General features: G+C 36.3%; 19 protein-coding genes, 1 pseudogene and 1 riboswitch. Of the genes and pseudogenes, 5 read left to right on the forward strand and 15 right to left on the reverse strand.

Going from position 1 to position 24,713, the window contains the following annotated elements; translation table 11 throughout:
* Positions 1-399: 399 nt before the first annotated feature.
* Positions 400-1,284, reverse strand: coding sequence for a LysR family transcriptional regulator (locus CPRO_RS06990; protein WP_066049587.1), 885 nt, complete (start codon positions 1,282-1,284; stop codon positions 400-402).
* A 424-nt stretch (positions 1,285-1,708) separates the two neighbouring features.
* Positions 1,709-1,790, forward strand: a riboswitch (ZMP/ZTP riboswitch).
* A 56-nt stretch (positions 1,791-1,846) separates the two neighbouring features.
* Here CPRO_RS06990 and pflA point away from each other — a divergent pair.
* Both pflA and pflB read left to right on the forward strand, forming a co-directional pair.
* Positions 1,847-2,560 (forward strand): pyruvate formate-lyase-activating protein, encoded by a 714-nt coding sequence (gene pflA, locus CPRO_RS06995; RefSeq protein ID WP_072743541.1) that lies wholly within the window; start codon positions 1,847-1,849, stop codon positions 2,558-2,560.
* Positions 2,561-2,582: 22 nt separating this feature from the next.
* Positions 2,583-4,814: a formate C-acetyltransferase gene (pflB, locus tag CPRO_RS07000; RefSeq protein ID WP_066049590.1), complete on the forward strand. Its 2,232-nt coding sequence runs from the start codon at positions 2,583-2,585 to the stop codon at positions 4,812-4,814.
* A gap of 407 nt (positions 4,815-5,221) precedes the next feature.
* Here pflB and CPRO_RS07005 read toward each other — a convergent pair.
* From CPRO_RS07005 to CPRO_RS07010, 3 genes and pseudogenes are all read right to left on the reverse strand, one after another.
* Positions 5,222-5,974, reverse strand: a pseudogene (locus tag CPRO_RS07005) (nucleoside recognition domain-containing protein); the annotation flags it as partial.
* A gap of 49 nt (positions 5,975-6,023) precedes the next feature.
* The gene (locus CPRO_RS15745; RefSeq protein ID WP_236782404.1) at positions 6,024-6,611 is read right to left on the reverse strand and encodes a hypothetical protein; all 588 of its coding nucleotides are present in this window, start codon (positions 6,609-6,611) and stop codon (positions 6,024-6,026) included.
* Complete coding sequence (locus CPRO_RS07010; RefSeq protein ID WP_236782405.1) at positions 6,503-7,648, reverse strand: recombinase family protein; 1,146 nt, start codon at positions 7,646-7,648, stop codon at positions 6,503-6,505. The genes CPRO_RS15745 and CPRO_RS07010 overlap by 109 nt, the downstream gene beginning before the upstream one ends.
* Positions 7,649-8,315: 667 nt before the next feature.
* Here CPRO_RS07010 and CPRO_RS07015 point away from each other — a divergent pair.
* Positions 8,316-10,112 carry a methyl-accepting chemotaxis protein gene (locus CPRO_RS07015; protein WP_082754409.1) on the forward strand — a complete coding sequence of 599 codons (1,797 nt, stop codon included), beginning with the start codon at positions 8,316-8,318 and terminating at the stop codon, positions 10,110-10,112.
* 418 nt (positions 10,113-10,530) lie between these two features.
* On the opposite strand, the gene CPRO_RS07020 is transcribed toward CPRO_RS07015, so the two are convergent.
* Entirely contained in the window at positions 10,531-10,725 is a 195-nt protein-coding gene (locus CPRO_RS07020) for a hypothetical protein (RefSeq protein WP_066049597.1), read from the reverse strand.
* Between the two features lie 438 nt (positions 10,726-11,163).
* On the opposite strand from CPRO_RS07020, the gene CPRO_RS07025 reads away from it, so the two are divergent.
* Entirely contained in the window at positions 11,164-12,186 is a 1,023-nt protein-coding gene (locus tag CPRO_RS07025) for a PQQ-dependent sugar dehydrogenase (RefSeq protein ID WP_236782406.1), read from the forward strand.
* 664 nt (positions 12,187-12,850) lie between these two features.
* Here CPRO_RS07025 and hydF read toward each other — a convergent pair.
* The 5 genes from hydF to CPRO_RS07050 all read right to left on the reverse strand — a co-directional run bounded on the left by hydF (position 12,851) and on the right by CPRO_RS07050 (position 18,650).
* Entirely contained in the window at positions 12,851-14,062 is a 1,212-nt protein-coding gene (hydF, locus tag CPRO_RS07030; protein ID WP_066049603.1) for a [FeFe] hydrogenase H-cluster maturation GTPase HydF, read from the reverse strand.
* Positions 14,063-14,071: 9 nt separating this feature from the next.
* Positions 14,072-15,490: a [FeFe] hydrogenase H-cluster radical SAM maturase HydG gene (hydG, locus tag CPRO_RS07035; RefSeq protein ID WP_066049606.1), complete on the reverse strand. Its 1,419-nt coding sequence runs from the start codon at positions 15,488-15,490 to the stop codon at positions 14,072-14,074.
* Between the two features lie 50 nt (positions 15,491-15,540).
* On the reverse strand, positions 15,541-16,584 hold the full coding sequence (gene hydE / locus CPRO_RS07040) for a [FeFe] hydrogenase H-cluster radical SAM maturase HydE (protein WP_066049609.1): 1,044 nt from the start codon (positions 16,582-16,584) through the stop codon (positions 15,541-15,543).
* A 1-nt stretch (position 16,585) separates the two neighbouring features.
* On the reverse strand, positions 16,586-16,852 hold the full coding sequence (locus CPRO_RS07045; protein ID WP_066049612.1) for a TM1266 family iron-only hydrogenase system putative regulator: 267 nt from the start codon (positions 16,850-16,852) through the stop codon (positions 16,586-16,588).
* A 394-nt stretch (positions 16,853-17,246) separates the two neighbouring features.
* A complete protein-coding gene (locus CPRO_RS07050; RefSeq protein WP_236782407.1) occupies positions 17,247-18,650 on the reverse strand; it encodes a recombinase family protein in 1,404 nt (467 codons plus the stop codon).
* Positions 18,651-19,331: 681 nt separating this feature from the next.
* On the opposite strand from CPRO_RS07050, the gene CPRO_RS15275 reads away from it, so the two are divergent.
* The gene (locus CPRO_RS15275) at positions 19,332-19,496 is read left to right on the forward strand and encodes a BOW99_gp33 family protein (protein ID WP_157881646.1); all 165 of its coding nucleotides are present in this window, start codon (positions 19,332-19,334) and stop codon (positions 19,494-19,496) included.
* Positions 19,497-19,745: 249 nt separating this feature from the next.
* Here the strand turns inward: CPRO_RS15275 and CPRO_RS07055 are convergent, their stop codons facing one another.
* The 5 genes from CPRO_RS07055 to CPRO_RS07075 are packed head-to-tail and all read right to left on the reverse strand — an operon-like array spanning position 19,746 to position 23,951.
* Positions 19,746-21,110, reverse strand: coding sequence for a sensor histidine kinase (locus CPRO_RS07055; RefSeq protein ID WP_066049615.1), 1,365 nt, complete (start codon positions 21,108-21,110; stop codon positions 19,746-19,748).
* Entirely contained in the window at positions 21,101-21,760 is a 660-nt protein-coding gene (locus tag CPRO_RS07060) for a response regulator transcription factor (protein WP_066049618.1), read from the reverse strand. Before CPRO_RS07060 ends, CPRO_RS07055 begins: the two co-directional genes overlap by 10 nt.
* Positions 21,761-21,775: 15 nt before the next feature.
* Positions 21,776-22,528 (reverse strand): lantibiotic immunity ABC transporter MutG family permease subunit, encoded by a 753-nt coding sequence (locus CPRO_RS07065; RefSeq protein WP_066049621.1) that lies wholly within the window; start codon positions 22,526-22,528, stop codon positions 21,776-21,778.
* On the reverse strand, positions 22,529-23,254 hold the full coding sequence (locus CPRO_RS07070) for a lantibiotic immunity ABC transporter MutE/EpiE family permease subunit (protein ID WP_066049626.1): 726 nt from the start codon (positions 23,252-23,254) through the stop codon (positions 22,529-22,531).
* Positions 23,247-23,951, reverse strand: coding sequence for a lantibiotic protection ABC transporter ATP-binding protein (locus CPRO_RS07075; RefSeq protein ID WP_066049629.1), 705 nt, complete (start codon positions 23,949-23,951; stop codon positions 23,247-23,249). Before CPRO_RS07075 ends, CPRO_RS07070 begins: the two co-directional genes overlap by 8 nt.
* Positions 23,952-24,713: the final 762 nt, after the last annotated feature.

The raw sequence follows: 24,713 nt of genomic DNA on the forward strand, positions 1-24,713 counted from the left end.
CAGGAGGTAGGAATGGTTTAGCTGTACCTGTAAGGTTTTTTTAGCTGATAAAAAATTATTAATTTTCGCAAATGTAAAATAAGTTTAAAAAACCGTTTTAACGGTAGTAGGGTGAATGTTGCATAAGAAATTTTTATCAATATGCCCCATGCTTTGCAAGGAAGTCCCTTATAGTAGCAGATCAGACCACCAGCAAATGATGCTGATATTTGACATTTAAAAGAAATGCTATTCTTCCGATATAAATGAATGGGTGAATGGGATGAAAGAATGATGCTTAAAGGGTACCAATTTCTATACAAAAGGATTTGTTTTCGTTTCTAATTAAAAAATACCTCTACAATAGTTGTATACATCATTGTAGAGGTTTGCTGTCTTAGCGTACACACCAAAGACGACTTATTTTTTTGTAGTTCCCAGAATATGCTCCTTAAATTTTTCAACGGCAGGTGGCAAATATCTATTTACCACATAAGCAAGGTAAACCATACGCTTAGAATAAGCAGTATCCAAATCTAATTTTACTACGTTATAATTTTGGATTGTCGGGTTGTCAGTAATAATTGCGATTCCTTGGTTTGCTTGAACCAGACCCGCCATTGAGTTGACATCTTCAAATTGGCAAAGAATATTAGGCATAATTTGCGCTTTTGAAAACAAGTCATCGATAATCCGTCTCATACCGCTTTCCTTTGTATAGCAGATCAAAGGATAAGGACAAATATCTTGAATACTTACTTTCTTTTTTCCTGCCAAAGCATGATTTTCGGGAACGATTACAACCAATCCCTGTTCAAAAACAGGGATAAATTCCACGTCACTTTCGTTTTCAACCATAGAGCAGAAGACCAAATCATATTTTTCTCTTTTCAAATTGTAAAGCAATGTTTTTGTATTTCCTTCATAGCAAGAAAAAGAGATGTTCTTATTCTGGGGATCATCCAAAAAACCTGCAATAATTTCCGGTACAAAATTTGCTCCCACAGAGGTCATGTATGCAAGGCCTACATGCCCACCCCCCACTGTAATGAGTCTTTCAATTTGATTTTTACCTAGTTCCAACTGAGTCAAAGCGTTTTCCACATAAAACATATAAATTCTTCCATACTTTGTCAAAACCACGTTCCGTCCCTGCTTTTCAAAAAGATTTGCCCCCAATTCCTTTTCCATAGCAGCGATAGAATGGCTTAATGTTGGCTGGGAAATATTTAATCTTTCCGAAGCCTTCGTGTAATGCTCCAATTCAGCCAAAGTTTTAAAATAGTATAATTGATTTAAATTCATTACCTTCCTCCTTTTTTCTTTATCAACCTCTTCGCAATCATTATAGCAAAAATATAGAAAGAATCTATATATTTTTCTTTTTTCGTCATAATTAATAAAAAAAAATAATGTATTTTACAATTTTGCGCTGTGGTCATGTTTATACTTGCTAATTTTACCATATAATGGATATAAATTCCAACGTTTATTAATTTATAAAATGAATCTTTTTGAATAAATATTAGATGATGAAAGCAAGAACTTATCGTTATTTCATATGGCTTGAGTTAGAAAAAATTTTGTTGGCGATTTAGAAATATACTTAAATAAAAAAAGTAAATACGGTGATAACCTTGAAAAAAATTTTTCAGATTATCATTTATTTTTCTTTTTCAAAATCAATAAATTTCATTGACAATAAAAAATAAGCATGCTAAAATCATCTCATAGATTATATGACTGACGGAACAGTGGGTTCAACCACGTGAAGTATAATCACTAACAAGCCGACCGTCTGGGCAGAAAAAGCCCGGATTGTCGGCTTTTTCTAATTCAGAAATTTGAACTAGAAAGAGGTGATTTTGTGCAAAGAGGTAAAATTCACTCTATTGAATCCATGGGACTGGTGGATGGTCCCGGCATAAGGAGCGTTCTGTTTCTCCAAGGTTGTGGGCTGCGGTGCAAGTATTGCCATAACCCGGATACTTGGCAGCTACATGGAGGAAAAGAAATAGGTGTGGACGAAATCATGAAAAAGCTCAGGCGTTTTCAGCCCTATTTTGGCGATACAGGGGGCGTGACTTGTTCCGGTGGTGAACCGCTTTTGCAGATTGAATTTGTGACGGAATTATTTAGAGAATGTAAAAAGGAAAATATCTCCACTTGCCTAGACACGGCAGGATATGGATTTGGAAATTATCAGGAGCTTTTGGAAGTTACCGATTTAGTATTGTTTGATGTAAAGCATTATTTGGCAGAAGAATATACAGCTTTAACAGGGGGCGATTTTTCTGTTACTACTGAGTTTTTAAATGCAGTGAGAAAAAGCCAAACTTCCCTTTGGATACGCCATGTGGTTGTGCCTAATATTACAGACAGTGAAGCGCATATCAAAGGGCTTGGGGGGTACATAAAAGCAATTCCCAATGTGAAAAGGGTAGAGCTTCTGCCTTATCACACGTTGGGTATGGAAAAATACAGTGTTATGGGGGTTGATTATCCCCTGAAAGATACACCGCCCATGTGTAAAGAAAAGACGAAACAACTTCAGAAATTGATTTTAGATAGCATTTCCTAGAGACAAAGAGAGGATTGAAAACATGAATATATTGGCATGGCAGGGATTTGAAACAGGCAGATGGACAAAGGAAATTGATGTTCGTAATTTCATTCAAAAAAATTATTCCCTTTATGATGGCGATGATTCCTTTTTGGAAGGGGTTACCGATAGAACAAAAAAGCTATGGGATAAGTGCCACGTATTGATTGTGGAAGAAATGAAAACAGGTATTTTGGATGTGGAGACAAATATTATTTCAGGCATTGATAATTTTGCTCCCGGTTATATTGACAGAGAAAATGAGTTGATTTTAGGCTTGCAGACAGATGCCCCTTTAAAAAGAATTGTAAACTTATATGGCGGCTTAAAAATGGCTACAAGCGCACTGGATCAGTATGGCTATCAATTAAATGGGGAAGTGGAGAAGAATTTCCATTCTTACAGAAAGTCTCATAACGAAGGTGTTTTTGATGCCTATCCCGAGAGAACAAAGGTAGCAAGACATGTTGGGCTGTTGACAGGGTTGCCTGATGCTTACGGCCGCGGCCGTGTCATTGGGGATTACAGACGTGTTTCGTTGTACGGAGTAGATTTCCTAATGCAGGAAAAGGAACGGGAATTGGCTGAGTTTGACGGTGCAATGACTGATGAACGTATTCGTACAAGAGAAGAATTGAGCATGCAAATAAAGGCTTTAAAAGAAATGAAGTCTATGGCCTTGAAATATGGCGTTGATCTCAGTGAGCCTGCGAAAGATGCCAAGGAAGCAGTACAATTTTTGTATATGGCATATCTCGCAGGTGTAAAAGAAAATAATGGTGCAGCAATTTCTTTGGGACGCACATCCACATTTTTAGATATTTATATCGAAAGAGATTTGAAAAACGGCATTCTTTCGGAAAAAGAGGCACAGGAATTAATTGACCAATTTATTATCAAATTAAGATTGGTGCGTCATTTAAGAACACCAGAGTACAATGAATTGTTTGGTGGCGATCCTACTTGGATTACAGAGGCGATTGGTGGTATCAGTCTAAATGGCGAATCTCTGGTAACAAAAAACTCTTTCCGCTACCTACATACCCTAACCAATTTGGGAACTGCTCCCGAACCAAATATGACGGTGCTTTGGAGCAGAGATTTGCCCCATGCCTTCAAGGAATATTGCGCAAAAATGAGTATCGAAACAGACTCAATTCAATACGAAAATGATGACGTGATGCGACCTTTGTATGGGGATGATTACGCAATTTCTTGCTGTGTTTCCGCGATGCGTGTGGGCAAGCAGATGCAGTTTTTCGGTGCAAGAGCAAACATTGCAAAATCTCTTCTTTTGGCAGTAAATGGTGGCGTGGATGAATTGCAAAAAATACCTGTGGTGCCTAACATTGCACCTATCCAAGGAGATGTTTTGGACTATGAAGAGGTTCTTGAGCGCTATAAAAAGGTTATGGACTACGTTGCTGAGTTGTATGTTGACAGTATAAACATCATCCACTATATGCACGATAAATATGCTTATGAAGCAAGCCAGATGGCGTTGCATGATAGGGATGTGGAACGTCTCACAGCCTTTGGTATTGCGGGGATTTCCGTAGCGGCAGATTCCCTTTCTGCCATAAAATATGCAAAGGTAACGCCCATTCGTGATGAACACGGAGTAACGGTGGACTTTAAGGTAGAGGGAGACTTCCCTAAATACGGCAATGACGATGATAGAGTAGATGATATTGCAGTGGAGATAGCAACCCATTTTTCCAATGCGTTAAAACAACACCCCATTTATCGCAATGCAAAGCATACATTGTCTGCTTTGACTATCACCAGCAATGTTATGTATGGCAAAAAAACAGGGAGCACCCCTGATGGCAGAAAATATGGAGAACCCCTTGCACCGGGAGCAAACCCCATGCACGGACGGGATGAGAACGGTGCCCTGGCATCCTTAAACTCTGTAGCTAAAATTCCTTATAGAAACGTATGCCAGGATGGCGTTTCCAATACATTTTCTGTCGTACCTGACGCACTGGGCAAGGAAGAAGAGCAGCGGATTGAAAACCTGATTCACATTTTGGATGGCTATTTTATTCAAGGTGCCCATCATTTGAATGTAAACGTAATGAACCGTGACATTCTGATTGATGCTATGGAGAACCCCGAAAGATACCCAACGCTGACTATTCGTGTTTCCGGATATGCGGTGAACTTTAATCGACTAAGCCGTGATCAACAGTTAGAGGTAATCAAAAGAACCTTCCACGAAACTATGTAACAGTTAATTTGTGTGACTACTGAAAAATTAAGAACTTGAGAAGTGTTAGAGATACGATAGCATAACGATTTTTAAATATATAGCTAACTGCATAATTAAATTTTAACCTCGCATGAAAAAGAGGAGTGAGGGTGTCGACATAGTCGCCACCCTTTGCTTTTTCATATCTTTCGGATGCAGGAAAAAACAGGTGCGTTCTGAGGCAAGATTGCCTTGAAACTTCCTGTTTTTTCTTATGGCAAGTTCATTCTGGGAATTCCATTCTGGAAGTCTTGCTTCCCAAACCCCTAAAAATGATTTGTCAGAACTTTACTGCCTGAAAAGGTGCGGTTTATAGCGATGCATCCCAAGAAGGGGGATTATGGGATGATTGGATGTTTGAGCAACACGTGAGATTCACCTACATATCAAACAAAAAGCTTTGCAATATTAGCAAATAAAATGCAAACAGTAACGCCGATTGCCGTTGGAATGATTACGGCAAGTGCTGTCCATTTCCAACTGTTCGTTTCTTTTTTTATGGTAAGCAATGTAGTAGAGCAGGGCCAGTGCATGAGGGAAAACAACATGGTGCTGACTGCTGTAATCCAAGTCCAACCATGGCTGACGAATAATTCTTTTAATTGGGTAAGGCTATCTAGTTCAAGAAGGCTTCCTTGAGACATATAAGCCATGATTATAATTGGAATGACAATCTCGTTGGCAGGAAAACCCAAAATGAATGCCAGCAGAATAACACCGTCCAGTCCCATCAATTGGGCGAAAGGATTTAAGAATGATGCACAATGATTCAGCACGCTTATATTGTTTATGCTTATGTTTGCCATGAGCCAAATCACTAAGCCTGCAGGAGCTGCCACCACGATTGCTCTGCCCAGAACAAATAAGGTTCTGTCAAAAATGGAGCGAACAATTACTTTGCCAATTTGAGGTCTTCGATAAGGAGGCATCTCTAAAGTAAAGGAGGAGGGAACACCTTTCAAAATTGTATTGGAAAGTAATTTTGTTACAACGAAGGTCATTATAATTCCTAATAAAATAAAAGCAGTCAATAAAACAGAAGAAACAATGGAAGGGAAAATTCCACCCGCTGTACCCACAAAAAACATTGTAATCATTGCAATTAACGTTGGAAATGCGCCACCACCCAAAAGGAAATTTTGATGATGTAATAAACTTATGAACAAAAACTTGTATGCAGACAAGTTGCTATTCGCTGTAAATAAAAATATGCAGGTTTTCTCCATCCCATATAATTTTATGTATGAGCAGTTTGATGAAGGTGCGCTTCTCCTGAATTGTCAGTTCAGAAAAGTTATCTGTTAAATTTGAGAGGCTAGAAATCAATAAATCTTTTTTTCGTATTTGATCCTCTGTTGCAAAGATATCTTGTTCTGCTTGATATTGCTTTTGCTCCAGTTCAAATAATTCCTGCTCAAGATGCTGCATTTTTAAATTTATTTTTTCCAGAAGTATTGGGCTAGGCGTGCTTTCTGAAATTGAATTTACTAAATTATCTATTTCTACGTTACATTTTTTTATTTGAATTTGAATTCGTTCTAAGGGGTCATCCGTTTCTTCTTTTTGAATATTACGCTTTAGGTTTTCTAACAACTTAAAGATACTTGAATCTTCATTGATGTATTCCATCAGATGCTGACAAACTGCATTATCCGTTTCCTGTCCATTTAAATTTTGGCAATTACAAAGATTTTTCCCACCACGAAGCTTGCTGTGGCAAATATAGTCAAACCATGCCGGGTTTGCATTTCTGCCTGAGCGCTGTTTTGCAAACATACGGCTACCACAGTTATCACAATAAACGAGACCTGAGAGCAGGGAATAGTCATTATGTATTTTTGAAGGTTTTTTCCGGTAGGTATATTTTCCTCTAAAATGGCTTGGATTGCTACCCACTTTTTTCCCTCTATCCGCCCTCTGTGCCTTCCGATGGAAATAATCCACTTATCAACGGATTGTCTTGGTGCATGCTTTTTCTTATAATCCCTTTTATTATAGGAAATAAGGCCATATTTATTGGAACAGTCCTTTTCTTCAAAACATACATCAGCGTTTTTTTTAACAAAATAGTTACGGGCATCTTGATCGGCAATGCAATATACTGGATTTTGTAATATGTTCTTAATACCAAGGAGGGAATAGAATTTGCCACTCCGCGACTTTATGTTTTGACTGATTAAATATTTACTTACACCGGAAATGCTTTTGCATTCTAAGTATTTTTCGAAAATGAAGTCTATCGCAAAGAGTTCTGCCGGGTTATCTTTTAATTTACACGACGTCTTTACCTTGCCATCAATAATTATTTCTTGAAGTTTTTCAGAGGTATATCCAGTGGGGGTTGTGCCCCCCAACCAACGACCGGTGCGAGCCAACATCACCATATTATCACGCACCCTCTCTGCGATGGTTTCTCGCTCTAATTGGGCAAAAACAGAGGCGATAAACATCATTGCCTTTCCCATAGGTTTGGATGTATCAAATTCTTCTTTAATACAAATAAAGGAGATGTTTCGCTGGTTCAATTCTTCGATAAGTGAGGAAAAGTCACTTACATTACGACTAATACGGTCTAAGCGATAACAAACAATATAGTCAGGTTTTCTTATTTTAATATCGCCAAGCATATGTTGGAATTGAGGTCTTTCCGTATTTTTGGCGGAAAAACCTTCATCTTCATAAATTGAAATATCATTATCTATAGCATCTGGGAATTTTGTATAGATATATTGCTTACACATTTCAATTTGGTTATCAATGCTTTCACCTTTTCCTGTGTAAACAGATTTACGACTGTATATAAAAAACTTCATTCCTGCCACCGCCTTTATGTATCATAGAAACTTTGTTATAAGTTTTAACGTATTATTTTCTTGGGATTAATTTAAGATGAAACCACTTTAATCAGGGCTGAAAACCCTTTGCAAAGAGCTATTTTTAACCAAAATTTCTTAATTCCCCAACCAGTCTATAATGAGCGTTTCTTTGTCTAAGATATTTATATACATTCAGATGGGCAGACAGTAATAAAAATTCGCCGGTTTTAGTAATATCCTAAATCGGTGATAGAAAAACCTTATAATTATTTTATTACATGTATTCTTGTAATTAAGTAATATTTTTTGCACTGTGACACATGACACTATTTTAAGGTGGTTGTTTTGAGGTAAAATATAAATAGGTTGTAAATATAAGACGAAAATTGTCGAAAGAAAAATTTTTGGATTTGGTCATTTAGAAATGATAAACAGCTTTAAAAAAGGGGAGAGATTAAATATTAAAAACTAAAATGAAAGTATTACAGATGTAAAATGTAAGGATTAGTTAGAAATAGTGTGTGGATATGGCATGTAAAATTCAAGAGAGCTAAAAGAATTCATGAAATTGTTTTTTTGGTAGTTGCTTTTTTTAAAAAGAAGATTTGTGGGCAAAAAGCGTGATTTATTCCATACTGCATTTAAAAAGAGGGGAGAAATTAATATGAAACAGTGGTTTGAAAATTTAAAAATTTCTGGTAAATTGAGAACAGGATTTTTGTTAACATCCTTTCTTGGCGTAATCATTGGCATTGTTGGTATCATCAGCATGATAGGCATGATTCGAGGCCAGCAAAAAACATATGATGAAACCACAATGGGAATGGTACATTCCTTAGAGGCGGAAAGCTCTTTCAAAGACCTGAGAAGATCGATTGTTTATCTCTATGTTTATTATGACACAGAGAAAGAAATACGTTGCCAACAAATTTCAAGTGACTTGGAAAACACCCAAGGGCATTTAGATTCTTATGCGGCAACCATTTCCAACAGTCAGGATCAACAAAATTATGATGCTACACGGGGAGCCTTTGAGGCCTACAAGAATGTTGCGGATGAAATTTTGAAAGTTGCACGGGCGGGTGAAACAAAGGAGAACTTGCTGACTTTAATTGAGAAGGCGGCATCTTCTTCTCAAAATGCTTCCGATGCGTTTGGATCCTTATCTAAGTACAACGATACTATGGCAAAAGAAAAGCTTGCTAAGGATAAATCAATGGCATGGATTGAATTGATTATTATGCTTGCTGTAATGATTGTATCCTTTATTATTTCGCAATTTTTGAGCAAGTACATAGCAGATAGTATAGGAAAACCGATGCAGAAGTTTGCCACCATTGCCAGTATGGTTGCTGTAGGTGACCTAGGTGTAAAAAAAGTTGCGGGGGAAGATGGGATAAAGTGGGCATTACGGCAGGATGAAGTTGGCGAGTTTGCCAGAGCGTTTGACCAGTTAGTTCTGAGCACTGATGAGCAGGCACAGAAAACAAGAGTTATAGCTGATGGTGATTTAACCACCACAATTACGATTAGGTCAGATCAGGATGTTCTGGGCAAAGCGTTGACAGATTTGGTGGAAAAACTTCATACACTCATTTCTTCGGTATCAATCACTGCGGAACAAGTGGGTATTGGTGCGGGACAGGTTTCTGACGGTGCGCAAGCGTTAGCCTCCGGTGCTACAGAGCAGGCTGCAACGATTGAAGAGCTGACTGCCTCAGCAGTTAGTGTTACAGAGCAGGCAGTACAAAATTCTTACAGTGTGCAAAAGGCAGGAGACTATGTGTTGCAAGCTGCCCAGGGAGTTTCGTCCGGTAATCAGTATATGGATAAATTAAATAATGCTATGCAGGAAATCGGACAATCTTCTCAGGAAATATCAAAAATTACGAAGCTGGTTGAGGATATTGCTTTTCAAACAAATATCTTAGCCTTAAACGCTGCTGTAGAGGCTGCTCGTGCTGGAAATGCGGGCAAAGGCTTTGCAGTGGTAGCCGATGAAGTGCGTAATCTTGCGGCTAAATCTGCAGAAGCTGCTAAGCAGACTTCTCATCTGATTGAGAAATCTGTGTCCATCGTTTCTGAAGGGGAGCAGCTTGCAGAGGATACCCGAAAGCTTTTGGCTTCGGTAGGGGAAAAAACCAACATGGTTGTAACGTCAATTAAAGAAATCGAAACTGCATCAACAGAGCAGACAATGGCCATTGAGCAAATCAATCAGGGACTTTCTCAGGTTTCGGCAGTGGTACAAACCAATGCTGCAACTGCGGAGGAGAGTTCCGCTTCCAGCGAAGAACTTGCCGCACAGGCACAAGTATTGCAGCAAGAGATTGGAAAATTTAAGTTACGCAACGATACAGAAAGTTACAAGATGTTTGGGCGAGACAGAAGTGCCTTTGGAGAGCAAAGGCTAGGTGGAGATTCTTATTTCAATGAAACAGATCATTATGAAAAATACTGATTTATTAGTTGAGAAAAGGGATAAAACAGGATAAAAATTAATAATGACCGTAGCTTTCCGTTTCCTGAGACTCTTTTTATCACGCTAAAAAAGGTTTTACACGAAATTAATTGTTTCTTTGGCAGAATTTAATAATGGTAAAGTTATACGTAACAGAGGAAGTATTATTTCCCTTGATTGCTTTAGCAATCCCATGAAATTGCTTCAATGTGAATACAAAGCAAAAGGACGGCTCGATGTTTAAAGCAAAGAGTTGTCCTTTTATATTGCAACTGCCACACCTAAAGCAATTAGGTTTGGGAATGATGCTTTAATATTCATATTTTCACCATTTTTAAGATTTAATAAATCTGGATTTGTATACCCAGTTCATTCTTTTCTGGGGAAGAATTGGAATGGGCGTGTACTTTTGTACTAATTATAGACCAGCAGATTTTAGGTTATCTATGATTTTATCTAAAACTTCTAGTTTGTTTTTTTTCGATAGACCTGATTGCTTTAGTTTTCTTTCAATTATGTCAGTATGAAATACGACTATTTTATTGGAAAGGGGCTGCAAATCAAAGAGATCCGCTTTATGAACCATGACATTCTTTATTTTGTTTTTTCTCATGCATACCCTCTCCTTAAAAAATAGTATTTCTTAGTTAAGAATATGAAAGTGTTAACTTGACCTATACCCGTTACGTTGTAACATTACGGTAAAACGTCAGGCTTTGTTTTGCATTCATTTTATTTAAGAATTTGTAAGGAGAGGGTGCCTTGTCTTCCTATCATCTTAAATAAATAAAGATTCTATTTTGAAATGCTTTATGTTTCAATCTAATTCCTTGGATTTCAAGCAAACAAATCAAATTAATTTCCAATTTAATATTTTTGAGGATTTAAAATGGAAGAGAAAGAAATATTCATTTTTTGACAATAAACGAAATGAGATACTAATATGTAATCTAGTAAGAAAGCAATTTTTACACATGATTTAGTTTATTATCATATATAATGATAGGAAATATGGCAGGAAGTGCCGATAAAAAAGATTGGGGAGAAAATGATGGTTAACAAAGAGCCTAATCAAGTTCAGAGTATTATAGAATACCTAAATATACCATGGGCAATAGATATTAGTGAAGACGGCAAGATATTTTTTACAGAGCGTGATGGAAAACTGCGTGTTATTACGGATGGAACTTTAAATCCTGTGCCTGTGTATACGTTTGTTCTGCCTTTTATTAGTAGCGGAGAGGGGGGGCTTATGGGGATTGCTTTGGACAAAGATTTTCTTACAAACGGGTATATTTATCTTATGTACACTTATGGAGAGAAAGGAACGTTTTACAACAGAGTGGTGCGAATGCGTATAGTGGGTGATACTGCTTTCAAGGAGGAGATTCTTTTGGACAGAATCCCCGGGGGACGCATTCATAATGGTGGCAGAATAAAAATTGGTCCGGATGGCTATCTGTATATTGCTACCGGTGATGGAGGTGTTCGTGATCTTGCTCAGGATGTGAATAGCCTAGCAGGTAAAATATTGCGTATTGGGACTGATGGAAGCATTCCGCCCGACAATCCCTTTCCTGGTTCACCTGTTTATGCATTAGGATTGAGAAACCCTCAGGGGCTGGCTTGGAATGATAAAAATATGTTATATGCTACGGATCATGGAGAAACCAATCATGATGAAATTAATCTCATAGTACATGGTGGAAACTATGGCTGGCCGCTGGTTATTGGAGATGAGGAATTACTGGGATTTGATTTCATTCAGCCTATCTTACAAAGCGGAGATGAAACATGGGCTCCCGGTGGGGCAGCTTTCATTAGCAGTGGTCCGAGAAAGGGGCAACTATTGGTATCTATGTTAAGAGGAAATGGGCTTTTGGCAATTACCTTTGATGAGACTGGAACACAGGTGGTTGATGTGGAGCCATTATTACTGGATACCTATGGTCGATTAAGGGAAGTATATCAGGCGAGTGATGGTTCCATTTACCTTACAACAAGCAATAAGGATGGTAGAGGGATTATACATTTTGGGGATGATAAGATACTCCAAATAGCACCTGAAATATGATCTTTGGGTAACGAGAAATAAATTTATTTTAGTATGGTAGTGTACATGATAACCAAAGCTCTGTCTCGCAATGGAGGATTTTCCTTAAGAGAGGTAATTTAAAGGATGACAAAGATCGACTATATTTCACTGGATAATATAAACAGTTTTTATTTGTATATGTATAAGTATTAAATTGCGATTGAGTTACCATGAATTTGGGGATTCATAATTTCCTTGTTCAGGCTTGGGGTGCTTTATTTGAAAAAGTTATATAGTGAACCAATGAATTTGAATGAAATGAAATAACGTTATAACACATTGATTTATTTGGGGTGAACGTTGTATTATTTCATTAGAATAGTATCTATACTTCACGGAAAGGTGTTAGAACGATTGCTACAAAATCTAATTTATATTCCCCCGTTATGTTATACTAATTAGAAAGCACCCGACGAATATCATTGGTATTTGTCGGGTGCTTTTGTCTATATGGTTAAGTATAGCAAGGTAGGCTGAGACTTAGTTAGGGTTGCATTTAAGGTTGCAGGGCAGACCCCACGTCATTTTGTCGTCAAGCTCCCATTTTAGGTGGTTTTAATTTTGGTGAAAACAGTATCATAATTGAGCAACTGATTTTATAGGTTCAAAAGTCTTTGACCTCTAAAAGGATGAGAATAATAACTCAGCTTGGAGGTTTCATTTCTGAAAGGAACTCTGGAAACACAGAAATACTTCGTTGTAAAATCCCTTGCATAAAGGCAATCAGAATGCCATAGTTTGTAAATGGAATGTTACTTTCTGCTGCGAATCTTTGCCGATATTTCATCTCTTTTTCGTTAAGCATGCATCCACCACAGTGAACAACCAATTGATAACTGGTAAGGTTGTCGGGAAAATCATTGCCTGATGTAAATTCGAATTTGACATTTTTATTCGTGTAGCTTTTAATCCATTGGGGAAGTTTAACCGTCCCGATATCGTCGCATTGGCGATGATGGGTACATCCTTCTGAAATGAGAATTTTATCTCCATCTTCGAGGAAGTCTAAAGTTTTTGCTCCATTCACAGCAGTTTTTAGAACACCTTTATAGCGGGCCATAAGGATAGAAAAAGAGGTGAGAAAGATATCCTCTGGGGTTTCGGCATTAATTTTATGAAACACTTGACTGTCAGTGATAACAATTCTAGGTTTTCTTCCTAAATTTCTTAGTGTTTCTGCAAATTCAGTTTCTTTCACTACAATGGAAATAGCATTTGCATCTAAAATATCCCGAATGGTTTGCTGCTGGGGCAAAATCAATCTGCCTTTTGGGGCAGCTTTATCTATGGGCACTACCAGTATGGCATAGTCACAAGGATCTAAAATATCCCCCACAAGCCGAATCTTCGGGTTATCTGTTGTGATAAGCTTTGATAGTTTTTCTTTCAAAGCGTATATTTGTTCTCCTGTTTTTGCACTTACAAAAATGCTGTGCTCCTTTGGATTTTTATAGTACTGAAGCAAATCGCACTTGTTAAAAACAAGAAGATATGGAATTTCTTTTTTTTGGAACAATTGAATGAGTGCTTCATCTTCCGTAGATTCTCCTTCTTTAGCATCCATTACAAGTACAGCAATATCAGTTTTGTTAAGTACTTGTTGTGCCTTTTTTATACGGAGTTCACCTAGTGCTCCTTCATCATCAATTCCCGGTGTGTCAATGAGCATTACTGGGCCAAGGGGAAGCAATTCCATTGCTTTATAAACGGGGTCGGTAGTGGTTCCTTTTGTATCAGAAACAATTGCTAAGTTTTGGTTGGTAATGGCATTCAAAATACTGGATTTTCCTGCGTTTCTTTTACCAAAAAACGCAATATGGATTCTATTTCCTGCCGGTGTTTCATTTAATCCCATTTGAACCTCCTAAAACCTAAAATCACGGCTTCCACTGCCGATTTTTTCAAGATTCTCAATAACAATATTTCTAACTTTTTCATTTGGAACGTTTCTAATTTCATCCAGAATCAATTGATTCCCCAGATTACTTGTTTCGGAGGAAGCATAGTCCTCCAAATATTCTTTCAAAGTCATTAAAGCATTGGGATGACAACAATTCTGTATTTGTCCGCTTTTCAAAAGCTGCATGAAGCGGTCACCCGTTCTGCCTTCTCTATAGCAAGCTGTGCAAAAGCTGGGAATATATCCTAATTCCATTAACCATTTTACAACTTCATCTAGTGTTCTATTATCATTGGGCTGAAATTGTGAAGAATCTTCATCTTCTGGCTCTGCCGCAGCATAGCCGCCTACACTTGTTTTAGAGCCACCGCTTATCTGAGATACACCAAGATGGAGAACCCTTTCCCTGCATTCTTTACTCTCCCGTGTGGAAACAATCATTCCGGTGTAAGGCACACTGATTCTAATGCAAGCCACTAGCTTTGCAAAGGTATCATCATCAATACCATTATCAAAAGTAGAAGGGTCAATATCATCTGCGGGGCGGATTCTGGGCACGCTAATTGTATGAGGGCCAACGCCAAATGCAGTTTCTAAATGCTCAGCATGCATGAGTAGGGCAGAAAACTCATAGCGATACAATTCCAGACCAAACAATACGCCAATGCCTACATCGTCAATGCCACCTTCCATGGCTCTGTCCATGGCTTCCGTATGATAAGCATAATCATGTTTTGGGCCGGTTGGATGTAGTTTTTCATAGCTGTCTTTGTGATAGGTCTCCTGAAATAAAATATAGGTGCCTATGCCAGCTTCATTTAATTTTCTATAATTTTCAACGGAAGTGGCAGCGATATTTACATTTACACGGCGGATAGCACCATTTTTGTGCTTCACACTGTAGATTGTTTTTATGGACTCCAATATATATTCAATGGGATTGTTTATGGGGTCTTCGCCTGCCTCTAATGCAAGTCTTTTGTGTCCCATATCCTGCAATGCAATGGTTTCCCGTCTAATTTCATCTTGGGTCATTTTTTTTCTGGCAATATGTTTATTTTTCAGGTGATACGGACAGTAAACACATCCGTTTATACAATAATTGGATAAATAAAGCGGAGCGAACATGACAATACGATTTCCGTAAAAGTCTTTTTTAATCTGTTCAGCCAGCGCATATATTTCTTGATTTTTCTCTTCAATTTGACAATCCAATAGTACAGCAGCCTCTCTGTGGGTGAGGCCTTTTTTTAGGCGAGCTTTCTCAATGATTACATCAATGAGTTCTACATTGTTTTTATTTTCCTCTGCGTATTTCAGTGTTGCCAACACCTCATCGTGGCAGATAAATTCTTCTGCTTTGTTTGATTTGGGATTATACATTTTTTTATCCTTTCTTATTCGGGTCAGATATTCTTCCCCGTCAGTTTAATTTATTGCAAAGAAATACAGTCACCACGGGATACCACAACTTGGTATCCTATGCTTTCCATTCTCTTTTGCATACAAAATCTGCATTCAGCGGCTTCGTCGCCGGTGCAAATTTTATTGTCGTATAACATATATTTGTTTCTTACCGAAACAGGTGATAGATTTGGCATTACAACATTGCCGCCGGCTAAAATGCCAAGTTCTCTTCCCAAGGGATCAATGGTGCCCAAAGCTGTTGTAGAAGGGAGAAGAACCTCAGGAGAGAGTAACCGAATAAGCCCCAGCATAAACAGCGTTAATTCCAAGGAACCCTTTGCTTCCTTAGCAAACGGTGTTTGGTGGTGGGGTATAAAAGGGCCAATGCCAACCATATGAGGCTGTAATTCTTTTATAAAAAGCAAATCCTCTACAAGATTGTCCACTGTTTGAAAGGGAGAACCTACCATAAAGCCAGCCCCAACCTGAAATCCAATTTGCTTTAAATCAAAAAGGCATGCCTTACGGCTGGCTAAGGTAAGGTTTGGGGGATGCAGCATTTTGTAATGTTGCGCATTGGCTGTTTCATGGCGCAAAAGATATCTTTCCGCTCCCGCATTGAAGAATGCCAAATAGCTTTCATGACTCCGTTCCCCAATGGATAGGGTAATGGCACAATCGGAATGTTGTTTTTTAATTGAAGTTATAATGTGCACTAATTTTTCATCGGAAAAATAAGAATCTTCACCACCTTGGAGTACAAAGGTTCTAAAACCAAGGTCATAACCGGTTTGGCAACAGATTAATATATCATCTTCTGATAGTCTATACCGTTGCACTTTGGAATTGCTTTTTCTAATTCCGCAATAATAGCAATCGTTTTTACAGTAATTTGTGAATTCAATGAGCCCTCTCATATAAATATCGTTACCGTAATGTGTCATTCTTACTTGACGAGATTTTTCAAAAAGATATTCAGCAAGTTCAGGGGTTCTTCCTTGGATGAGAGCCTTGAATTCTTCTGACTTAAGCTCCTTGTTTAAATATAATTTATCTATGAGTTCTTTCATTTCATTCCTCTTCTATTTTTGCAGAATACTTTGAATATACCGCTTTGGTACTGACACCGGGTAGCTTTCCAAGCTTACCTGATAATGTACTGATAATATCGTTAGGCGCATCCACAACAACACAAATGATGTTTATGTCCTTTTCTCTATATGGAATGCCCATTCTTCCTATGATATAAGCACCATAGTCATGAAGAATATTATTTAATTTTTCAACCGAATCAACTTCTTCAACGATAACTCCAATAATTGCAACTCTGGTTTCCATAAGATTAGCTCCTTTTTCATTTTATAGCAAAAAAAAAATACGCCCAAAGGCGCAGTTTCCCATAATGAATTATGTGACCGCAAGCCTTTCACCTCATATCCTGTATTTGGTGTCAGTGGTTACTTATTTAGTATATACAATTTTAGTCTTTTTTACAATGGTTAACTACTTTTTTAAATATTAATTTTCAGGTTTCCTAAAGACGGTTTTCTTTGTTAACATTCCAAAACAATTCTTTCCCTTAGTATGGTTGCGGAAATCTACCGTTGCAGGGTACAAAATTGTTTGTGAGGATTGCCAGTAAACGTTCCCTAGGTGAGTCGATAATGCGACAGCCAACAATTCCTGCGGCATTGCATCCGAATCCCATACACATGGTGTTAATAATTTTGTATTATAATCTCCATTTGATTTCCACGTTTTTGCCATCAATTTTAATACACTCAATGAGGGTTGCAATCAACATTCTTTTGGCATCTAAATCGAAGGTTTCAAAATAGGTTTCAAAAGTGTTTAAAGTGTCAATAAAATTGGCGGCTGTGTGGATTTTGTCCTCTTTGACATTCTGTCTTTCAAGTAGCATATTTTTTTCTTGGACTAGGGCTTCCACCTTGCTTGTCAAAATCTCCATAGGTAGGGTACCCACTTGGTACAAATCAATTAACTTGCTTAGCTGCTTGTTTATACTTTCCATGCGGGCATTGACTTTTTTTGTGTCTACAAAATCATCTTTATTTGGCTTTATTTTTGAGGTAAGTTGGTGAATCATTTCCTTGTTTCCAATCAACTCTCTGATGGTTTCCACTACAAGGGTATCCAGTTCTACAATATTCCAGTTTTCATTTTTACAGTTTGGATCCGTAATGAATTTTTTAGAAGATTTGGAGCGAGAATAGCACTTGTAATAGCCATGGTTTGCACTATATCTTGCGCCACAGCGGGAGCAGTAAATGAAGCTGGATAAGAGATATCCCCCACGAAAAGGAGACTTTTGCGCTGTGGTTTTTCTGTTTTCTCTTTCTTTGGAGTAAAGTAGATGTTGTACCTCTTTGAATTGCTCCGGAGAAATAATAGATGTGTGTTTTCCGTCATATTGGATACCTTTAAACTGCACTTTGCCAATATAAATTCTGTTTTTTAATGCATTACGAACTGCTGTGGCCGTCCAGTTTCGGTTCTCATATTTTCCCCTCATTATTTTTGTAATTGCATTCATGCTTTTCCCTGTGATGAATAAATCGAATATTTCCTCAATTTGCATTGCCTCATATTCGTTCACCAATAATTCTCCGTTTACATAATCATATCCATAGGGAGAATTTCCACCGCCGTGAAAGTAACCTGCTTTTCCTCGACCAATTCTGCCCATTGTAAATCTCTCTGTAATCTGATCTTTTTCCAGCTGAGCAAAGACCGATAAAATCCCAATCATTGCCCGCCCGAAAGGGGTAGAGGTATCAAAATTTTCGTTAATGGATACGAAATCCACGTTATTGGAGAGGAACTCGTCCTCAATTAGCATAAGGGTATCTTTTTGACTGCGGCTTAATCGGTCAAGCTTATAAACGATGACAGCATTAATGTCTGCCTTTTTCATATCCTCTAGCATTTGCCGTAAAGCAGGGCGGTTGGTATTGCCTCCTGAGAAGCCGCCATCGGTATAGATTTTTACCAATACCCAGCCTTTTGCTTTGCAATATGCCGTAAGACGGTCGATTTGCTCGTCAATGCTGTAATTCTCAAGCTGATTATCGGTGGATACACGGACATAGCCAAAAACCATATATTTTTCATTCATTTGGGCATCTCCTTTAAACAGACTCCCTTAAGTTTTACTTCTAATTTTGTGAGATGGCATAGTTATCTTGATTTCACTTCATAAACATGAGTGGCTCATCACAAGCTGTGTGAGCCAATAGTGTAAAATTTTGAATTGTTTCTATAGGGAACCTTCTTTTTTAAACATTTTGATAGCGTCAAAAAATCAGTTATATAAAACTCTATTACACATTAAACAAATATAGAAATAACTTTTGACTTTTAGCCTTTTACGGTGATGCCATTCCTAGGCTTAATATTTCTTGCTTTCATGAGAAATCCTTTTTCCTTATTTCAGAAATCCTTGATATGAAAAGAGAGACTTTCAAAGCTTTCTTCAACAACGTCTTATTAAAAAAACTGAAAAACTTCAAATGCAGTTTATAAGGAATTGGTAGACCAATGAAATGAGTTTCCTTACCTTTTTATTTACTGGTGAAATGTTAGAATGAAAGGAAAGGAGAATTGATAGAAAAAAAGCAAAATGTGCTGCCGAAACAAAATAGGGGAGTAGGTATAAAAATTGCAAAGACGCTGAATGTGTTGGAATCTAAGGTGCAGATATCGTGGGAATTCATTTAATTCATCCTTAAAGAAAGGACAGTATGTACACGCATAGGACAATTTTTTTAATACATAAGTATAAGCAGGAGGTGTTGGTATGAAAGAAAAAGAAACAAAGGGAAAAGGGAAAATTACGCATATCATGGCTAATGGTGAAGTTAGAGATAGCGTTGCCGGTTACTTAACCAGTGTGGACCAACTGCCCGAAGCTGCAAGACGATTACTTAGTGATATGTTTCAGGGGAAACATCAAAAAAAATGATTCTAATTAAACTGAATGGGCGCAAGCCCTTAGGGCGGACGAGCCTTTAAAAGGATAAATTTATAAACGGAAATTAAATGATGGATTGATTAACCAATGGAATATGATCCATAAATTAAGTTGCTATTTCGAAATACTAAAAATAACCACCACCATCCTTTTTAGTCAAACATTGGATTATTTGGGGTATAACGAAAAAAAGCCGATGTACTGATTTTAAAGTACATTAGCTTTTTTGTAATTATTAGCTTAGCTATTATTTTTTAATATTTTTATAGAAACGATTGCACCTTTTGCATCAATTTGATTTTTCAATTCAAGGATTCCTTGGTGAATTTCCGCAATGGCTTTTGCGAAACTTAAACCTAAACCATAGTGCTGATTTGTTCGTGAGGTGTCTTCTGTAAAAAATTCTTGTGTTGCCTTTTTTAAACTTTCCTCAGAAAACCCCTTTCCTGTATCGGCAATATGGAATATAATGTAAGATTCGTTTTCCGTAATGGTAAAGTCAATTTCAGAATTAGTATCGGAATAGCGAACAGCATTATCAACAATATTCATAATTGCTCTTTTCAACAATGCACCATCTACATAAATGGTATCGTATTTTACAGTATTTTTTAACTGAAACACTATATTTTTAGTTTTGCAAAGTGCCACTGACTCAGTAGAAACATCATGAAGGAAGTTTCTTAGAGAAATCACGTTTTTATCAATGTGTATCGAATTGTTATTAACAACACTCATTAGCAATTCCAAATATTTTTCAATGGTATCTGAGCTTGATTGAATGTAAGTAATAAGCTCTTTATTCTCTTTGGAAGAGCCACTTTCTTCTAATAATTCAGCATTTCCTTTAATCACAGTCAAAGGAGTTTTAATATCATGAGCCAATGCAGAAAGTTGTGATTTCTTTTGTTGTTCCTTGTTCCATTGCTCTTTCAGTGAGGAAGATAACGCAACTTTTAACTTTTCAATGGTATTTAAAACAGAATTAAATTCCGAAATTTGAGTAGGGGTAATATCAAAATCTAAATCTTGATTTCCTATTTTTTCTGTGGTTGTGATAATAGAAATCAAACTCTGTTTTAATTTTTTACTAAACTTTGAAGCTGTGATAACTGCAAACAAAATGACACATCCAAGAAGTAAAAGCAACATCAAAAGCTCAGGATAAGGAATCATTTTATGCAGGAGGGGATTCCTGAAATGGGCAAGTAAATCATACTGAATAATAATGATATTGCCATTCATTTGTGTTATTTCTTTATAAAAATCATAGTAGGATTTATTGCCACTTAACAAATATGATTTTGTTTTATTTAAATCCTTTTCGGTCATATCACTATCAAAAACCTTACCATTTACGTCTACAACAACATAGCTGCAATAAGGAGGCAATAATGTACTATCAAAATCCTCAATGAAAGTTTCTTCTAATTGATTTAATTTTACATCCGTATAATTTGCCGGTAAAACAAAACCGGATTGAAAAGAAACAGAAATAATGATAATAAATGCCATGATTAAACCTATAATGGCAACGGAAAGTCCAATCAAATGCTCTAAAAATAATCTATATATGGAAATTGTTTTTTTCTTTCTTATTTCCATTTATAGCCCACCCCCCAAACCGTTTCTATGGGACAATCTATGACGGCATTAAATTTACTGCGAATATTTTTTATGTGTACACGAATGGAGGAAATATCGCTTTCAGAATGGAAACCAAATATTTTCTCCAATATATTTTCCAGTGAAAAAATCTGCCCCTTATTTCTTGCCAAAAGCTCACAAATTTCATATTCACTTTTGGTTAAGCTTATCAGATTGTTTTTAACTGTTACAGTTTTTTCTGATAAATCAAAAACACAATCATTTAGAATTAAACTCTGGTGTTTGTCCCTATGTTCTCTGCGTATATGTGCATTGACTCTTGCTCTTAGTTCCCATACGTTAAATGGCTTTTTGATATAATCATCACCGCCCACAGATAATCCTTCGATGACATCTTGTTCCATTGTTTTAGCTGTTAAAAATAAAATGGGGCAATCAATCATATCTCTATAATTTCTACAAAAGGTTATGCCGTTAAGTTGAGGCATCATAATATCCAAGAGAATCAAATCAATCTGTTTAAAGTCTTTTACTGCAACTTCTGTTGCAAAGTTTTTTGTTATAACAATATGTCCATCTCTTAAGAGTGCGGTTTCAATTAGTTTACAAATTGCAATATCATCATCAATAACAAGAATTTTCGCCATAGGATCTCCTAACTTTTAATCTTCTGATTTTCTGCCTTCCCATTTATTAGATAATAAAAGTAGTGTTATAAGAAAAAGAAAAGTGAAAATTAAAATAAATACCACACTTTGTATCATACCATCAAACTGTAAAAAATCAATATTCCTTAAATTTGATATTAGCAATGTTTCGGAAAATCTTCCGCAGATTCCCCAGGGAAGAAAAGTCCAAATTTCATCTCCCAATCCTGTTAAAAGGAGTGCTGAAAGCAGACTACCTACAATTCCTAAACCCAAGCTATAGCCTTTGCCACCAATAAAACTGATGATATAATGTATGAAATATAAAGGTATTACGCTAATTGATAAGAGAAACGCAGTTTTTATATAAAACAAAAATCCAAAAGTTGTGTATCCTAATAAGCTAAAACCAATACCAAAACCAACTAACGCAAGAAAAGACGAACAAAAGCCAAATATAATAAGCCAAATCAGTTTTGTGATATGGGGTATATATTTTGGTGTCGCAGTGGATAAAAGCATTTGGAAACCACCTGCTTTTTGTTCCGATTCAGCTAAAAACGAAGTAATGATTCCAATTAGAACGGGAAAAGTGACAGATAATATTTGTATATATGCTGACAACATATTAAATTCATTCCAAGAAGAAATGGAATAGTACCAAACAAACAGTACGATTCCCACTATAGGTACAATGAAATGAATCAGCAACAGGGGAGAATGACAAATTTTAAATAAATCTGATTTTAAACTGCTATAAATACACATTTATTTTACCTCCCTTTGATGAAACCACAATGTAGTTATAGCTGAGAAAAGCATATACAATGCCACTGTTATCATAATACCCATAAAAATAACAGAGGAATCTCCTAGATGATTTCCTGCTCCAAGAGGTAAACCATTTGGCTGAACTTTAATAATAGGACACATTAAACGTGCAGGAATTGCAAAGGGAACATACCACAATCTTGTTGCTGCAAAAAAGATACCAAATCCCATATTACAAAGCAAACTTAGCATAATTGAGAAAAAAGAACCAATCTTTTCACTGATAAACATAAAGAAAGGTATTTGCCATGCAAAAGTTACAAATAGAACAAAACTTCCTATGAAGCAATTTAGAAAGGGTATTGATACACCAATGGCTATTCCAACTAAAGATAGAATCATAAAAAAGATTAAATTTGCACTGAGTAGCAAGATTGTGTTCATAATTAGCTGTGAAATCCACAGCAATTTTTTGTCAATGGAAACAGAAAACAATCCATGATGATTATGCTTTTTTTCTGCTGAAACAGTAAAGGCTATAATCATGGAAAGGGTACCCGGTAAAATCATTGTATACCACCAGTTAAATGCACCTTCCACAAAGTATTGCCCACCCATCAGAATGATTACAAGAGCCACTGCAACCAATGGGCTTAACCATAGTAATTTTAGACTAAATTGATGCTTTTGTTTTAGAAATTCGGCTTTCAAATAATTAGCCATTATAATCACCTGACTTTCTTACTACTTCCATAAACAGACTTTCCAAATCCTCGTTTTTATGGATGGAATCTTCATACCAAAGCTTCCCGTTTGCAATAATACCAATATCATCTGCTATTTGCTCAACCTCAGGCAATATATGGCTTGATAAAATAACAGTAATGCCTTTTTGGGGAAATGACAAAATAAGTTCTCTTAAATCTTGAATGCCAATGGGATCCAGCCCATTCGTTGGTTCATCAAGGATTAATAGTGTTGGATTATTTAAAAGTGCCATAGCGATACCCAGTCTCTGTTTCATTCCCATTGAAAATTGTCCTGCTTTCTTCTTACCTGTTTTTGTGAGTTCTACAATTTCAAGAACTTCTTCTATTCTGCTGTTTGGTAAATTAAAAAGTAATGCTCTAACCTTTAAATTTTCAAATGCAGTTAAATTTTCATAAATAGGTGGAGATTCAATTAAAGCTCCAATATTTGCTAAATCTTTTCTACTCCAAGGCTTACCGTTAAAATAAATTTCACCTGATGAAGGGTTAATCATACCAGTTATCATTTTAAGAAATGTGGATTTGCCTGCGCCGTTTGGACCAAGTAAACCATAAATACTGTTTTTTCTAACGGTAATTGAAATACTGTCATTTGCTTTTTGCTTTTTAAAGTTTTTGCATAAATCTTTTGTAGTCAATATGTTTTCCATATAAATTCCTCTCTTTTCTTTGTGATATAACAAGAATAAAAAATATTTATAAAGAAAGTATAAAGATTTTAAAAGTTCTATTTCAATAACTGTAATCATCCATATACAAAAATTCTATTTACTACTTTTCATGTCATAAGTAAAAAGAAACAATTCACCCATTGGGGTTAGCTCTTTTCACATAAGAAAATTAATAGGCTTTTGTTTGGCAGGGATTTCTGCTGAGCCAAAGCCTATTTTATGTCTAGAAAAGAAAAGTGTGCGTGAGAAAATGTCTAAATTGAATTCTGAAAAGTTTGAAAAACTATCTAAATGCAGTTTAAATTCTACTCAAATGAAAATTGAATATAATGATAATTTGGGTTTGGAAAAGAAATTAGTATGAAAAAATGAAAGATGGTACAAAAGGAGTAGAAAAATGGCATTTTGAGATCATTGCCCATTTATTAGATATATATTATAATTAAAAGCAGATAAAAGAGCAAAATATAGTGCGAAATTTATTTAATTTTGCGTGTAAAAAAATAAATATAGTCAATAATGTCAAAATTAAGGGATTAAAAGTTGAAAAATAAGTGATTTTAATACGCTAAAAAAATTAATAAAATCAAAATTATTACGAGATGAAAGTTTATTGAAATGAAACATTGATACAAATTAAAATTTGAAAGTATCTAGAATTAATATGGATTTTTATAACAAATGGGAATCGTTACTTTGCGAGAATACACCTGAATCAAGATGCGAAGGGATGGATTATTC

The sequence above is a fragment of the Anaerotignum propionicum DSM 1682 genome, from assembly GCF_001561955.1.
Taxonomy (GTDB): Bacteria; Bacillota; Clostridia; order Lachnospirales; family Anaerotignaceae; genus Chakrabartyella; species Chakrabartyella propionicum.

Coding starts and splice junctions, on each gene's coding strand:
- CPRO_RS06990 (WP_066049587.1), bottom strand. CDS start 1,284: ATGAATTTAAATCAATTATACTATTTTAAAACTTTGGCTGAATTGGAG.
- pflB (WP_066049590.1), top strand. CDS start 2,583: ATGAATATATTGGCATGGCAGGGATTTGAAACAGGCAGATGGACAAAG.
- CPRO_RS15745 (WP_236782404.1), bottom strand. CDS start 6,611: ATGTTTGCAAAACAGCGCTCAGGCAGAAATGCAAACCCGGCATGGTTT.
- CPRO_RS07010 (WP_236782405.1), bottom strand. CDS start 7,648: ATGAAGTTTTTTATATACAGTCGTAAATCTGTTTACACAGGAAAAGGT.
- CPRO_RS07015 (WP_082754409.1), top strand. CDS start 8,316: ATGAAACAGTGGTTTGAAAATTTAAAAATTTCTGGTAAATTGAGAACA.
- CPRO_RS07020 (WP_066049597.1), bottom strand. CDS start 10,725: ATGAGAAAAAACAAAATAAAGAATGTCATGGTTCATAAAGCGGATCTC.
- CPRO_RS07025 (WP_236782406.1), top strand. CDS start 11,164: ATGGTTAACAAAGAGCCTAATCAAGTTCAGAGTATTATAGAATACCTA.
- hydF (WP_066049603.1), bottom strand. CDS start 14,062: ATGGGATTAAATGAAACACCGGCAGGAAATAGAATCCATATTGCGTTT.
- hydG (WP_066049606.1), bottom strand. CDS start 15,490: ATGTATAATCCCAAATCAAACAAAGCAGAAGAATTTATCTGCCACGAT.
- hydE (WP_066049609.1), bottom strand. CDS start 16,584: ATGAAAGAACTCATAGATAAATTATATTTAAACAAGGAGCTTAAGTCA.
- CPRO_RS07045 (WP_066049612.1), bottom strand. CDS start 16,852: ATGGAAACCAGAGTTGCAATTATTGGAGTTATCGTTGAAGAAGTTGAT.
- CPRO_RS07050 (WP_236782407.1), bottom strand. CDS start 18,650: ATGAATGAAAAATATATGGTTTTTGGCTATGTCCGTGTATCCACCGAT.
- CPRO_RS15275 (WP_157881646.1), top strand. CDS start 19,332: ATGAAAGAAAAAGAAACAAAGGGAAAAGGGAAAATTACGCATATCATG.
- CPRO_RS07055 (WP_066049615.1), bottom strand. CDS start 21,110: ATGGAAATAAGAAAGAAAAAAACAATTTCCATATATAGATTATTTTTA.
- CPRO_RS07060 (WP_066049618.1), bottom strand. CDS start 21,760: ATGGCGAAAATTCTTGTTATTGATGATGATATTGCAATTTGTAAACTA.
- CPRO_RS07065 (WP_066049621.1), bottom strand. CDS start 22,528: ATGTGTATTTATAGCAGTTTAAAATCAGATTTATTTAAAATTTGTCAT.
- CPRO_RS07070 (WP_066049626.1), bottom strand. CDS start 23,254: ATGGCTAATTATTTGAAAGCCGAATTTCTAAAACAAAAGCATCAATTT.
- CPRO_RS07075 (WP_066049629.1), bottom strand. CDS start 23,951: ATGGAAAACATATTGACTACAAAAGATTTATGCAAAAACTTTAAAAAG.